We start from the raw sequence: 13,296 nt of genomic DNA, 5'->3' as shown, positions 1-13,296 counted from the left end.
AAATGGGCGCTTCATTGAATGAAATCAAACAACGTATCGCTTCAACAAAAAAAACCAGTCAAATCACTAAGGCTATGCAGATGGTTTCAGCAGCTAAGCTGACCAAATCAGAGGCTGCTTCAAAAAACTTTCAGGAATATGCTGCCAAGATTCGTTCGATTGTTACTCATCTTGTGGCTTCCCAGCTCAGTGATCTGGAAGAATTAAATGATGATTCGGCTGATTCGGATTTGAATGGCTATCATGCTATGCTGGCTACCAGACTAGTCAAGAAAACCGGGTATATTGTGATTACTTCGGATAAAGGACTAGTTGGCGGATACAACAGTTCAATTCTTAAACAGACAATGAGCATGCTTCAGAATGATCATGACCATCAAAATGAATATGTTTTGATTACGATTGGCGGAGTCGGCGCAGATTTTTTTAAGACAAGGGGATATGATATTGCCTATGAACTGAGAGGTCTGACAGATCAGCCCTCTTTTGATGAAGTCAGGAAAATCGTTTCTACAGCGACTTCAATGTACAGCAGTGAAGTATTTGATGAACTGTATGTTTGTTACAATCATCATATTAACTCTCTGACCAGTCAGTTCCGTGTTGAAAAAATGCTCCCGATTTCTGACTTGGATCCCGATGAGGATGCAGCCTATGAACAGGAATACATTTTGGAACCTTCAGAAGAAGCAATTTTAGATCATTTGCTGCCTCAATATGCAGAGAGTCTGATTTACGGGGCGATCATTGATGCCAAGACTGCAGAGCATGCCGCTGGAATGACAGCGATGAAGACAGCAACGGATAATGCGAAAACAATTATTAATGATCTGACGATTTCCTATAATCGTGCCCGACAAGGAGCTATTACTCAGGAAATTACAGAAATCGTAGCGGGAGCCGCTGCACTGGAATAAACAATGGTCTGAAAGATAAGACTTAGGAAGACTGGAGGAAGAAACATGAGTTCAGGAAAAATTATTGAAGTCATTGGCCCGGTTGTTGATGTTGAGTTTTCTTTGGATCAGCCGCTGCCTGACATAAATAATGCATTAGTTGTATATAAAAACGGCAAAGATAAACAAAAAGTAGTACTGGAAGTTGCGTTGGAGCTTGGAGATGGTGTTATTCGTTCAATCTCCATGGAATCAACGGATGGACTGCAAAGAGGAATGGAAGTTATTGATACAGGCAAACCAATTTCTGTTCCTGTTGGTAAGGAAACGCTTGGACGGGTATTTAATGTACTCGGCAACACCATTGATCTGGAGGAACCATTTCCGGAAGATGCCAAAAGAAGCGGTATCCATAAAAAAGCACCGACTTTTGATGAGTTAAGCACCAGCAGTGAAATTCTTGAAACCGGAATTAAGGTCATTGACTTGCTTGCTCCTTACTTAAAAGGGGGAAAAGTCGGACTTTTTGGGGGTGCAGGTGTCGGGAAAACGGTACTGATTCAGGAGCTTATTCATAATATTGCACAGGAACATGGCGGAATCTCTGTATTTACCGGTGTAGGAGAACGGACACGTGAGGGGAACGATCTCTACTATGAAATGAAAGATTCAGGGGTTATCGAAAAAACTGCCATGGTATTTGGACAAATGAATGAACCGCCAGGCGCTCGTATGCGTGTTGCTTTGACCGGTTTAACGATTGCAGAACATTTCCGTGATGAAGAAGGACAGGATGTTCTGTTGTTTATCGACAATATTTTCCGCTTTACACAGGCGGGTTCAGAAGTTTCAGCTCTGCTTGGACGGATGCCTTCTGCAGTGGGCTATCAGCCTACTCTGGCAACTGAAATGGGCCAGCTGCAGGAACGGATTACTTCAACGAAAAAAGGATCAATTACTTCTATTCAGGCAATTTATGTACCGGCTGATGATTATACTGATCCTGCTCCGGCTACTGCCTTTGCCCATCTGGACGCAACAACTAATCTGGAACGACGTCTGACTGAGCAGGGAATTTATCCGGCGGTTGATCCGCTTGCTTCTTCTTCCAGTGCATTGACACCTGAAATTGTTGGCGAGGAGCACTACCATGTGGCAACTGAGGTTCAACATGTACTTCAACGATATCGAGAGCTGCAGGACATTATTGCTATTCTGGGGATGGACGAATTGTCCGATGATGAAAAAATTCTTGTAGGGAGAGCTCGTAGAATTCAGTTCTTCTTATCTCAAAACTTTAATGTTGCAGAACAGTTTACAGGTCAGCCTGGTTCTTATGTGCCAGTTGCTGAAACCGTTAGAGGCTTTAAAGAAATTCTTGAAGGAAAATATGATGACCTGCCTGAAGAAGCGTTTAGAAGTGTAGGGCAAATTGAAGATGTTATAGAAAAAGCGAAGTCATTGAACTACTAGGAGGCGTACATGATGGATAATGTGTTAACTGTTAATGTAATGACTCCAGATGGTCTGGTTTATGACCATCATGCCCGCATTGTCGTTGCAAGGACGACAGACGGCGAAATTGGGATTCTTCCCAAACATGCGCCGATCATCGTTCCTTTGGCAATTGACGAGGTTCGGATTAAAAGAACAGATGCAGATACACATGTAGATTGGATTGCAGTAAACGGCGGTATTCTGGAAGTTCGTGACAATATTGTCTCAATCATTGCTGACAGTGCTGAAAGAGAACGCGATATCGATGTTTCCAGAGCAGAGCGTGCAAAACAGCGTGCTGAGAAGATGATTCAGGAAGCTAGGCAAAATGATAATATTGATGAATTTAAACGGGCGAATGTGGCACTGCACAGGGCCATTAACCGGATCAATGTAGCCAAACATACGTAAAAATAAAGAAGAAGGCAGTCACAAAGAGAGCGGCTTATTTGTGGCTGTTTTTTTCATAATAGGATGTATATTTCCAATTTTTTGCCATAGATTATTAAATACATATGAATAAAAGGTATTTTTTTTATAATTTTTCCTTTTTTTGTGATAAACTATTCGTGTATTGTCTTTTACAAATAAAAGAAAGAGAACTACTGATAGAAGGAGAATCATTATGCAGTTTTATGGGATTGATGCGATTATTCGAATTGCTTCTCATGTATTATTTATATATCTGAGTTTTTGGGCATTTCAGGCTGTTAGAATTGATCAGTTTTTTAAATCTCTCCATGTTGCACAAATTAGGGTTTTGATTATTCTATTTTCTATTGTTCTGGGATATACGTCAAGTGCATTCTTTTTGGAATTTATTGCATTATGTCGTAATATCTTTATATCTTTCTTTTCATAAACAGTTATTTATGAAGTAATTGTACAAATTTACATTAAAGAGTGGTATAATAGAAAAGATTTTGAGTAGGAAAGACCTATTCTTATTTTTGGAGGGAACGAAATGGAACAGATCATTGTTCATGGCGGTAACCAATTAAAAGGAACTGTAAAGATTGAAGGAGCAAAAAATGCGGTGTTGCCGATTCTGGCAGCAACACTTTTAGCAGAAGAAGGGACTACTGTTTTAAAGAATGTACCAATCCTTTCAGATGTGTTCACAATGAATCAGGTAATCAAACACTTAAATGTAGATATAGACTTTAACGAAAAAGAGAATGAAGTAATTATTGATGCAACAAAACCGTTGGGAATTGAAGCAAATTATGAGTATGTAAGCCAAATGAGAGCTTCAATTGTTGTTATGGGACCATTACTGGCTCGTAATGGTCATGCAAAAGTTGCGATGCCAGGCGGTTGTGCAATTGGTAAACGACCAATTGATTTGCATTTGAAAGGATTTCAAGCTTTGGGAGCTGAAATTATTCAAAAGAACGGTTATATTGAAGCTGTTGCAAAAGAATTAAAGGGCAGTAGAATCTATCTTGATTTCCCAAGTGTGGGAGCAACACAAAATATTATGATGGCTGCAGTTTTGGCAAAAGGGACAACGATTATTGAGAATGTTGCCAGAGAGCCTGAAATTGTTGATTTGGCTAATGTATTGAATAAAATGGGTGCACAGGTTTATGGTGCCGGTACAGAAATGATGCGTATTGAAGGAGTGCAGAAACTGCACGCTGTTGAACATTCGGTTGTTCAGGATCGTATTGAGGCTGGTACGTTTATGGTTGCCGCTGCAATGACAGAAGGTGATGTTTTAATTGAAGAAGCAATTATTGAACATAATCGCCCGTTAATTTCTAAATTAACAGAAATGGGTGCTGTTATTAAGGAAGAAGATAAAGGTATTCGTGTCATTGGTCCAAAAGAAATTAAACCAACAGATATCAAGACATTACCTCATCCGGGATTTCCGACAGATATGCAGGCACAGGTAACTGCAATGCAGGTTTTAGCAAAAGGCTCCAGCATTGTTACTGAAACTGTATTTGAAAATCGTTTCCAGCATTTAGAGGAAATGATGAATATGAATGCAGATGTTCAGATTGATGGGAATATTGCTGTAATTAACGGTGGTAACGAGCTTCAGGGGGCTTCTGTGAATGCGACAGATTTAAGAGCCGCTGCAGCATTAATTCTGCTTGGTCTGCGTGCAAATGGAATCACACGTGTTTCTCATCTTAAATATTTGGATCGCGGCTACTATGAATTCCATAAAAAGCTTCAAAAACTGGGTGCAAAAGTAGAACGTATAAATGAAGATACTGTCGAAACAAAGGAAACAGCAGCAGTTCGTTAAGATAGGGGTAGTTAGTTATGAGTTCAATGCGCTATATTGTAGTGACCTTGTTGAAAATTTTAGTTGTTATTTCATTGGTTCTTATTCTTTTTATCACCGGCACAATGATCGGCTATGGGATTGTTGGTGGTGGAGATCCGAAAGATGTTTTTAATAAGGAAGTATGGACTCATATTCTGGACTTTTTTAAGTAGGGCTTCTTACGAATTGAAGTATACAGTAAATAGTTTGTTATTAAATAGCAAAGCTGGAATGGCGATCGTCATTCCAGCTTTTTCTATAACAGCCTAATGAAATAGTATATAAATAAAGAATAGATAAAGTTTTATGAAAATTCTTTTTTGATTTAAACTGAATAGTATATGAAAGTTTCAGCGGCTGCGAATTGTTTATGTACTTATTAATACCTGTCTGTGGTTCATAGTTAATCAATGGTGTTTAACTTTTCTATAATATTTTAGAGCTTTTTTATTTGAAAGAGAAATTCTCAGAGGAAAAATTTTTTCTATGATATAATTGTAAATGGTAATAAACACGAAAATACTGCTGTTTATTCTATGCTGGGTTTTAAATTAAGATCATCTGTGAGTGAATGGCAGAGAGATTTAGATATAAACAGAGTAATTTGTTATTTATTTTTTAACAAAACTGGGCAATAGTTGTTAATTGCTTATTGTATCTGAATCAGACCAAATGAAAGAAACTGGGAGTGATTTCTTGGTTTTCATTACTAATGAAAAGGAGCGAGATATTGATGAAAGCAATTGTTACCGAGGTAGGAGCACAGGCACTTGATGAAAAAGAACGAATGATTATTCTTTTTGGTGAAGGCGCAACAGAAAGTTTACGTGAACATTCTGTTATTCAAAAATTTGAGGGCACTAAAGAACTAACCATTAAGGATGGGGACCAGTTAAAAATTGATAAAGCTGTTTATACGGTAAAACAGGTTGGGCCGTTTGCCAATGCAAATCTAAATAGTATTGCCCATGTAACACTGGTTTTTGATGAAATTCCGGAAGAAGATGCTGTGGTCAACGGTCTTTATCTGTCACCAACTGAATTTCCAAAAATACATGTAGGTTCTGTTATAGAATATATTTGTTGAGGAAGGTGATTGAATGTCGAAAGACCCGCAAATAAAAAAGGAAAAGACAGGAAGCCGTTTTTCATGGTTTTGGCGTTGGTTTTTAAACAGTCAGGTTGTAACTGCCTTGCTGATTGTCCTGCTGATCCTGCTGATCCTATTATTGTTTACGAAGGTGTCTCATCTATTTACACCTTTGTGGCAGTTTGTCGGTGTTGTCGGACTGCCTATTATCATGGCAACAATTTTATATTATTTACTTAATCCAATTGTAGATTATTTGGAAAAAAAGCAAATTCCTCGAGTCTGGAGCATTTTTGGATTGTTTGTTGTTGTTATGGCACTCATCGTCTGGGGTGTTATTGTAATTGTTCCTGAAATACAAAGTCAGGTCGTCAGCTTTACCAATAATTTTCCCAAATATATTGATACGATTGACAGCAAAATGCAGGAGATTTTAAGTGATCCGCTTTTTGGTCAATTGAGGCAGCCGCTGGAAGATATGGGAGATAGGCTGACTAATTCAATTGGTGATATCATTAAGAATGTTTCATCCTCAACTGTTCAGGGACTTGGAAACTTTTTTGGGGCTGTAGCTTCTGTTGTGGTAGCAGTATTCACTATGCCGTTTATTTTATTTTATCTGCTGAAAGACGGTAAACAGCTTGCACCGTTCTATATAAAGTTCCTGCCAAACAAAATGCGCAAGCCAACGTTAAGTGTTCTGTCAGAAATGCATAGTCAGGTTTCTTCTTATATCCGTGGACAGTTGACAGTGGCATTTGCTGTAGCGATGATGTTTATTATTGGGTTTTCAATAATAGGACTGGAATATTCGATCACTTTGGGAATTATAGCTGGTTTTTTGAACCTGATTCCTTATCTGGGATCGTTTCTTGCGATGGTTCCTGCAGTCTTCTTGGGGATTGTTGGAGGACCTGTATTACTGATCAAAGTATTAATTGTCTTTGTATTGGAGCAGACAATTGAAGGACGAGTTGTGTCGCCGCTTGTTTTGGGAAGTCGGCTGGATGTTCATCCAGTGACGATCTTGCTGGTTCTTCTGACTTCAGGAAAACTGTTTGGTATTACAGGAGTAATTTTAGGTATTCCTGTCTATGCTGCAGCAAAAGTATTGATTAAAAATATTTTTGAATGGTATAAAGAAGTTTCAAGCTTATATTATGATGAAAAAGAAAATGATATTGAAACCTGATTAAAAAATGATTCTTAGTTAAATAGCCGAATGCTGAACGTTTCAATTAATAAAAAAATAATATTACACAATCTAAAAACACCAATGAATGAGCTGGAAAAGTTTGCTCCATTGGTGTTTTTTTGTAAAACACTGCTTATTTTCAGTCTGTCTATCTTTAACAGCAATTGGGCTGTTTAATAAAGGTAGAACTCTGCTTACAATGATAAATATTGTATAGATGAATATTTTTTTGCTCATTAGAGAGGATGCTTTAGAAGAGAATGACTTCTTGTATGAACAAGTAGAAGTGTGCTAAACTATTTTTCGTAAACCAATTGTTTTAAAGAAGAGGGGGGAAGTGAAATAGCTACTATTACATTTAGAGTGACAGAGGAAGAAAAAGATTTCCTGAAAAAGGTTGCTAAGTTCAATAACAAGACAATTTCTGAGTTTGTTAAAGAGAAAGTTTTGGCATCTGCTGAAAATCAGATTGATTTCTACACTTATAAAAAATTAATGGCACAGCATAATGAAAAAGATGGAAATACTTCACATACTGCTATGCTTGAACACTAATGGGCTGAATATCCTTTAGTTTCTGCATTGATGTTTTTTTGTAAAATAAATGAGGTTGTGACATAAGTCTATGAAAAAAACTCCAGAAATGACGGGAAACCGCTCCTTTCTGGAGTTTTTTGGGTAAAGTAAAAGAGGTCGGGACAAAAACGATCAGCTCCGAGAATTAAGAAGGAATATCCGAAAATTGTCAAGGAACACTAGTCATAAAATGACTAGCTGTGAATGGATACCTCCCTGGAGCTCCTCATATTTTCAGGATAGTTCGGCTTAATTCCGAAGGAGTTGCTCCTGCGGTTACTCGTTGCAAAAAGAATTTTTGCTTTTGTACCGCCGTTTATTCGGGTGTAGATATAAAGAGAGTTTGGAACTTTATTTCCGTCCCAAACTCTAAATCATTCAATCCCCGAAAGGATCAAAATCATGCATACAAATTATAACATGAATCAGCTCACTGGCAATGATTTCTCTTCTCAATCTTATGTCACAGTCCCGTTACTGTAATTTTTAGAAGTTTTTACCAAAATCAGCTGCTTTTGTCAGTGCTTGGTTCATCAATTCCTCCTCACGCTCAGGTGCATAATCAATGCCTTCAATAAATAACTGCTGTACATTTTCAATTCCAATAAAGTTTAAAATCCCTTTTACATATTGAGAAGAGAAGTCATTGCCTTCGTAAACTCCCCCATTTGACTGAATATGCAAAACATCTTTTCCGGCAGCTAAGCCTTTAGGTCCTTCTTCAGTATATTTGAATGTTTTTCCGGCAACATTGATTGTATCAATCCATGCTTTCAAACGAGTCGGTACGTTCAAATTCCATAAAGCATTGGCAATTACAACCTTATCTGAATCAATAAATTGCTCTGTAAGAGCATTAAAACGGGCAATTTTTTGTTGTTGAGATTCATTCAGACTTGTGAATTCTGCACCGGCACGCAATGCATTCCAGCCAGACAATAGTTCTTCATCAATTTCGGGAATGAAATCATTGTAAACATCAAGCACTTCAATTTCATCATTTGTATTTGCTGATTTATAACTTTCTAAGAATGAGTCCAACGCACGTACTGAACGTGATTCCTCTTTTGTTAGCGGATGGGCTTTAACAACTAATAATTTTGACATGTAGTTTCTCCTCTTCTTTAGGCTCGACAACAGACAGGATGGAATAGCTATTTCTAAAAAGAAATCTAATGAGTCATTACTTCTGCAGAACCTGGTTTTCGTTTTAAAATAGTAGTGAAAAACATAACAGTATCATTTTACTAATAAAAAGTAAGAGAATCAATTTATTTGCCTGATAAAATTTCTGTTTTTTTCTGAGATTGAAAAAAATAGAAGCCAAGACTTTTTCATCAGTTATTTAGTTGGAGAAATTGTATTGCGTACACGTTGAATAGATTTTTGAGATGCTTCTTTTTCTCTAAACATACAAATAACGAAGAGACAGTCAATAATACTTAATTGAGAGATTCTCGAAGAAAGAGCCTCAGAACGAAATTCGATTTCCTCTGCAATGGAAAGGAAGGTCAGATCGGCCATTTCTGCCAGTTTAGAATTTGGACGACTGGTCAGAACAATTAATGCAGCTCCTGTTTTTTTTACGACCTCTGCCAGCTTGATTGTTTCTTTTGTCTGTCCGGAATGTGAAATGATAAATGCGCAGTCTGTTTTATTCAGCAAAGAAGCTTCCATCAATTGGATATGGTAATCAGAGTATTGGCTGACAGAGATAGGAGATCTTAGAAATTTATGAAAGGCATCCTGTGCTACAACATTTGAACCGCCGATTCCAAAAAAAGAAACTTTATGAGCTTGGGTGAATAAATCCGCTGCCTTAACTAAGTCTGTTTCTACCAGCAGCTGACGAGTATCTTTTAACGCCTGAATATTTGAATCGAAAACTTTTTGACTTATTGTCAGCTCATTATCATTCTGTTCAATCGTTTCATGAATTGAGAGAATGGTTGAATCACTTTCCTGCATTAATAAAGCAAGCTTAAAATTTTTGAAGCCGGAAAAGCCCAACTTTTTTGTGAACTGGAAAAAAGTGGAATCTGCAATATTTAGTTCCTTAGACAGGTCGCTGATACTGCTGTGACTGACTTTTTCTGGGTGATCTAAAATGTATTGAGCAATTGTCTGCTCTTTTTGGCTTAAATTAGGCATAAGGGTTTTTATACTTAAACGAATCGGGATATTCTCCAAAAAATCGCCTCCGTTTCCTTCTTTATCTATATAGTAATAGCTTATACTTTGAGAAAGAAAAAATCAAAAGAAAAAATATTTTTGTTTTTATAGTTTACAAAAAAATATTTTTTTGTATAATAGAGTTAATAGAACAGGAGGATGCAGAGAATGAAGATAGGAATTATTGGATTAGGTAAGATGGGCATGAATCTGGCATTTAATTTAAAGGATCATGGGTACGATGTTCGGGGAGTGGATCTTTCTGAAGCTGTTGTAAAAGAGGCGGAGAAGAATAATATCACTGTTTACGAAAAAAGTGAAGCTCTGATAGGATCTTTTGAGCAGGAACGAAAAATCATTTGGCTGATGCTGCCTTCAGGCGAACCAACAGAAGCAGTGCTGAATGAATTGCTTCCACAATTGGGTCGATATGATATTGTGATTGAAGGCGGAAATTCCAATTATAAGGATTCAATTAGACGGGCTGAAAAATTTGCTGAAGAAGGGGTCTATTATCTGGATTGCGGAACTTCAGGAGGAATTTCTGGTGCACGAAACGATGCCTGTCTGATGGTTGGAGGCGCTGTCGAAGCTGTTTATGCAATGGAACAGGTTTTCAAAGATGTAACAGTTGAAGATGGATTTCTATATGCTGGCAAGTCTGGAAGCGGGCATTTTCTTAAGATGATTCATAATGGGATTGAGTATGGCATGATGCAGGCAATAGGAGAAGGCTTCCAGCTAGTGGAAGCCAGCGACTACGATTTTGACTTGGCTAAAGTAGCAAAAGTCTGGAATCATGGATCAGTCATTCGAAGTTGGTTGATGGAGTTGGCTCAAAATGCGTTTGAGGAAAGCCCTGGGTTGGAAAATTACCGGGGAATTGTTTCAGCATCTGGAGAAGCTAAATGGACGGTGGAAACAGCGTTGGATATGGAAGTACCTGTACCGGTTATTGCATTGAGTCTCATGATGCGCAATCGTTCTCAAGAAGAAGACAGCTTTTCCGGAAAAGTTGTTTCAGCTCTGAGAAACGGCTTCGGCGGACATGCTGTTGTTGAAAAATAATCATTGATCCTTTCCAGGGAAAAATATATATAATAATGTTGGGGGAGACATTAGTATATCCTGTTTTCTAAAATCAAATAAATGGTATTCTAAAGCTCCTCCATACCTCTGCGAGTAGCTATCTCTTTGTATATGGAATAAATTCTGAAAAATTTATCCTCATTTGAGCTTCGTATACCATCCTGATAAAAGTTTCTATTTCAGTAGAAAATCCTCGTCTCTACCGATATAAACGTGCCTGTTTGGAAATATGCGACTCTCAGACATGTGATGAGTAATTGTAGGAACACACTTTGAGTCGGAATTTACATTCTTTTCATCTGCAATAGTTCACTTGGACTTCAGTGTCCTTAAAAAGATAACATCAATAAGTTTTTACGTGGCATAATGACCTCAAATATAGAGTGAGGCGGTAACCTGAGAATGCTGCGAAAAGATTGGGTACTCTATCTCCTTTTGCAGTTAACGAGAGATCAGTGAATAGGCTACACTTTGTTTGACAATTTTTCTGTGGAAAATAGAGCGTTAAAAAACACGATCTACGGTGGTTTGTTGGCGAAGCGAACCATTGACAATGAGTTGGGGGATGTTATCCGGAGGGAATCGTCTGTGCCGTTTCTAGGCTCAGGCGACAAGACAAAAACACATACCCCAGAAGGCTCATTGTCAATGGCAACCGTAACAGAACAAACGGATGTGCCTCAATTATTTATAGAAACTGTCAAAAAATTGTTGCCATTCCATCAGTATGAAATGCATAAGGAGAATCTTTTCAGTATCACTGCGCAGGAAATTACTGACCAATTAAAGATTACCTGTGCGAATGCGAGTAAAGAACTGAATCCGCTGGTTAAAGAAAGCGCTTAAAACAAAAGGGAAACCGGTTCTGTTTTTAGTGACAGAAATTTTTTCGTCTATTTTCTCAAAAAAAGTATATCATGATACTGTGAATCAGCTTAGTGAGGCCTTTCTGGAAAAAGTTGAACAGAAGGATGAGCAAATATTTGAACTGATTGGTAAAGAGGACAACTTGAAGCATGCTGTGGAGGTGGCTAAATCAGCTGTTTATCCGCTGAAAGGTCTGCCGACATTGACAGGCTTCACTAGGACTGCTTTGGCAGAGTAGATGAAGTCCTGTTACTTACTCAGTGAAGGACCTGGAGGTTCTCATATTTTCAGGCTTGTTCGGCTTAATTCTGAAGGAAGTTGTTTTTGTACCACTGTTTATTCAGGGATAGATACAAAGAGAGCGCGGAACTCTTTTTCTGTTCCACTCTCGTTCTTTCTTTGTATTTAGAAGAAGTATAATCCTCTGAGAAAACTGACTATTGCTTTTTTATTACATAGTAAATAGTGGGAATCATGTATTTGTCAAGGTATAATAATGGAAATAAACGGATAGGGTGATCCAAATGAAGATAACAGCACTGAATAATCCATTATTTGTCATTATGGGTCCCAGCGGATCAGGGAAGACAAAAATCACGGAGCTGGCATTTCCAAAAGGCAGTAAGCTGGTTTCTTTCACGACCAGACAAAAAAGAAGAATGGAGCAGGAAGGCGTTGACTATTATTTCGTGAGCAAAGACCAATTTGAATGGCTGATTGGAGATGATCAGCTGGTTGAACATGATACATATGCGGGAAATCTTTATGGAATTGGTGAAGCAGAAATAATTGAGAAAACAAAAGAGCAATTTGCCTATAATGTTTTGACATTAAAAGGGTTCCAGACAGCTGAGCAGAGGTTTGGAGATAAGGTGATTCCGATTTTTCTGAATGTTTCAAAAGAGAATATTATGAAACGCTTGAAAAAGAGGAATGAGGATGCTCAAACAATTAAAAACAGAGCAGCAATTTATGAAAAAGATATGAAGATAAAAGAAGTGCTGGAAAGCTATCCGAATTTTCATGAGATTGACGGGAATCAAGGTATCAATAAAGTAGTTGCTGAAATGAAGAAAATCATCCAGTCAGTAATAGAAGAGAGTGTGGGACAGAAATAAGTTCCATACTCTCTTCGTATCTACCTCCGAATAAACGGCGGTACAAAAGCAAAAATTCTTTTTGCGACGAGTAACCGCAGGAGCAACTCCTTTGGAATTAAGCTGAACGATCCTGAAAATATGAGTAGCTCCAGGTAAGTATCAATTCACAGCCAGTCATTCTATGAATAGTGTTCCTTGACAATTTTCGGATATTCCTTCTTAATTCTCGGAGCTGACCGCTTTTGTCCCAACATCGATGAACATTCGACAGAAGATAGGAGCATGACCATCCGGTATGCGACGAGCATTTGAAGAGAAGTGTAGGAGCAAGTTGCGTAAAAAAAAGCCATAAGACATGCGACGAGCATTTGAAGAGAAGTGTAGGAGCAAGTTGTGTAAAAAGCCATAAGACATGCGACGAGCATTCAAAGAAGCGTAGGAGCAAGTTGTGTAAAAAAAGCCATAAGACATGCGACGAGCATTCAAAGAAGCGTAGGAGCAAGTTGTGTAAAAAAAGCTATAAGACATGC

The 13,296-nt window shown here is 38.0% G+C and carries 15 protein-coding genes; 13 read left to right on the top strand and 2 right to left on the bottom strand.

What is annotated here, in order from left to right; genetic code table 11:
• Positions 1-2 precede the first annotated feature (2 nt).
• The 9 genes from LI951_RS07295 (at position 3) to relB (ending at position 7,517) form a co-directional block, all read left to right on the top strand.
• On the top strand, positions 3-917 hold the full coding sequence (locus tag LI951_RS07295) for a F0F1 ATP synthase subunit gamma (RefSeq protein WP_202064687.1): 915 nt from the start codon (positions 3-5) through the stop codon (positions 915-917).
• A 45-nt stretch (positions 918-962) separates the two neighbouring features.
• Positions 963-2,369 (top strand): F0F1 ATP synthase subunit beta, encoded by a 1,407-nt coding sequence (atpD, locus tag LI951_RS07290; RefSeq protein WP_202064686.1) that lies wholly within the window; start codon positions 963-965, stop codon positions 2,367-2,369.
• A 12-nt stretch (positions 2,370-2,381) separates the two neighbouring features.
• On the top strand, positions 2,382-2,804 hold the full coding sequence (locus tag LI951_RS07285) for a F0F1 ATP synthase subunit epsilon (protein ID WP_229441737.1): 423 nt from the start codon (positions 2,382-2,384) through the stop codon (positions 2,802-2,804).
• 214 nt (positions 2,805-3,018) lie between these two features.
• Complete coding sequence (locus tag LI951_RS07280) at positions 3,019-3,255, top strand: DUF1146 family protein (RefSeq protein ID WP_202064683.1); 237 nt, start codon at positions 3,019-3,021, stop codon at positions 3,253-3,255.
• 102 nt (positions 3,256-3,357) lie between these two features.
• Positions 3,358-4,656: a UDP-N-acetylglucosamine 1-carboxyvinyltransferase gene (gene murA / locus LI951_RS07275; protein ID WP_202064682.1), complete on the top strand. Its 1,299-nt coding sequence runs from the start codon at positions 3,358-3,360 to the stop codon at positions 4,654-4,656.
• Positions 4,657-4,673: 17 nt separating this feature from the next.
• Entirely contained in the window at positions 4,674-4,850 is a 177-nt protein-coding gene (locus LI951_RS07270; RefSeq protein ID WP_229441736.1) for a DNA-directed RNA polymerase subunit beta, read from the top strand.
• Between the two features lie 560 nt (positions 4,851-5,410).
• Positions 5,411-5,764, top strand: coding sequence for a PTS glucitol/sorbitol transporter subunit IIA (locus LI951_RS07265; protein WP_202064676.1), 354 nt, complete (start codon positions 5,411-5,413; stop codon positions 5,762-5,764).
• A 13-nt stretch (positions 5,765-5,777) separates the two neighbouring features.
• Complete coding sequence (locus tag LI951_RS07260; RefSeq protein WP_229441735.1) at positions 5,778-6,959, top strand: AI-2E family transporter; 1,182 nt, start codon at positions 5,778-5,780, stop codon at positions 6,957-6,959.
• A gap of 345 nt (positions 6,960-7,304) precedes the next feature.
• Entirely contained in the window at positions 7,305-7,517 is a 213-nt protein-coding gene (relB, locus tag LI951_RS07255; protein WP_324254781.1) for a type II toxin-antitoxin system RelB family antitoxin, read from the top strand.
• Positions 7,518-8,024: 507 nt separating this feature from the next.
• On the opposite strand, the gene LI951_RS07250 is transcribed toward relB, so the two are convergent.
• Together LI951_RS07250 and LI951_RS07245 are read right to left on the bottom strand one after the other, a co-directional pair.
• On the bottom strand, positions 8,025-8,645 hold the full coding sequence (locus LI951_RS07250) for an FMN-dependent NADH-azoreductase (RefSeq protein WP_229441733.1): 621 nt from the start codon (positions 8,643-8,645) through the stop codon (positions 8,025-8,027).
• A gap of 234 nt (positions 8,646-8,879) precedes the next feature.
• On the bottom strand, positions 8,880-9,689 hold the full coding sequence (locus tag LI951_RS07245; protein ID WP_229441806.1) for a MurR/RpiR family transcriptional regulator: 810 nt from the start codon (positions 9,687-9,689) through the stop codon (positions 8,880-8,882).
• A gap of 189 nt (positions 9,690-9,878) precedes the next feature.
• On the opposite strand from LI951_RS07245, the gene gnd reads away from it, so the two are divergent.
• The 4 genes from gnd (at position 9,879) to LI951_RS07225 (ending at position 12,784) form a co-directional block, all read left to right on the top strand.
• Positions 9,879-10,778, top strand: coding sequence for a phosphogluconate dehydrogenase (NAD(+)-dependent, decarboxylating) (gene gnd, locus LI951_RS07240; RefSeq protein ID WP_229441732.1), 900 nt, complete (start codon positions 9,879-9,881; stop codon positions 10,776-10,778).
• A gap of 492 nt (positions 10,779-11,270) precedes the next feature.
• Positions 11,271-11,645, top strand: coding sequence for a hypothetical protein (locus tag LI951_RS07235; protein ID WP_229441731.1), 375 nt, complete (start codon positions 11,271-11,273; stop codon positions 11,643-11,645).
• Between the two features lie 28 nt (positions 11,646-11,673).
• Positions 11,674-11,904, top strand: coding sequence for a hypothetical protein (locus tag LI951_RS07230; RefSeq protein WP_229441730.1), 231 nt, complete (start codon positions 11,674-11,676; stop codon positions 11,902-11,904).
• A gap of 286 nt (positions 11,905-12,190) precedes the next feature.
• Positions 12,191-12,784 (top strand): guanylate kinase, encoded by a 594-nt coding sequence (locus LI951_RS07225; RefSeq protein WP_229441729.1) that lies wholly within the window; start codon positions 12,191-12,193, stop codon positions 12,782-12,784.
• The last annotated feature ends 512 nt before the right edge of the window (positions 12,785-13,296 follow it).

The organism is Enterococcus sp. BWT-B8, assembly GCF_020567625.1.
Classification (GTDB): Bacteria; Bacillota; Bacilli; order Lactobacillales; family Enterococcaceae; genus Enterococcus_L.
Note: the sequence above shows the minus strand (reverse complement) of the source record. Positions and strands in the feature narration are given on the sequence as shown.

Coding starts and splice junctions, on each gene's coding strand:
- LI951_RS07295 (WP_202064687.1), top strand. CDS start 3: ATGGGCGCTTCATTGAATGAAATCAAACAACGTATCGCTTCAACAAAA.
- atpD (WP_202064686.1), top strand. CDS start 963: ATGAGTTCAGGAAAAATTATTGAAGTCATTGGCCCGGTTGTTGATGTT.
- LI951_RS07285 (WP_229441737.1), top strand. CDS start 2,382: ATGGATAATGTGTTAACTGTTAATGTAATGACTCCAGATGGTCTGGTT.
- LI951_RS07280 (WP_202064683.1), top strand. CDS start 3,019: ATGCAGTTTTATGGGATTGATGCGATTATTCGAATTGCTTCTCATGTA.
- murA (WP_202064682.1), top strand. CDS start 3,358: ATGGAACAGATCATTGTTCATGGCGGTAACCAATTAAAAGGAACTGTA.
- LI951_RS07270 (WP_229441736.1), top strand. CDS start 4,674: ATGAGTTCAATGCGCTATATTGTAGTGACCTTGTTGAAAATTTTAGTT.
- LI951_RS07265 (WP_202064676.1), top strand. CDS start 5,411: ATGAAAGCAATTGTTACCGAGGTAGGAGCACAGGCACTTGATGAAAAA.
- LI951_RS07260 (WP_229441735.1), top strand. CDS start 5,778: ATGTCGAAAGACCCGCAAATAAAAAAGGAAAAGACAGGAAGCCGTTTT.
- LI951_RS07250 (WP_229441733.1), bottom strand. CDS start 8,645: ATGTCAAAATTATTAGTTGTTAAAGCCCATCCGCTAACAAAAGAGGAA.
- LI951_RS07245 (WP_229441806.1), bottom strand. CDS start 9,689: ATGCCTAATTTAAGCCAAAAAGAGCAGACAATTGCTCAATACATTTTA.
- gnd (WP_229441732.1), top strand. CDS start 9,879: ATGAAGATAGGAATTATTGGATTAGGTAAGATGGGCATGAATCTGGCA.
- LI951_RS07225 (WP_229441729.1), top strand. CDS start 12,191: ATGAAGATAACAGCACTGAATAATCCATTATTTGTCATTATGGGTCCC.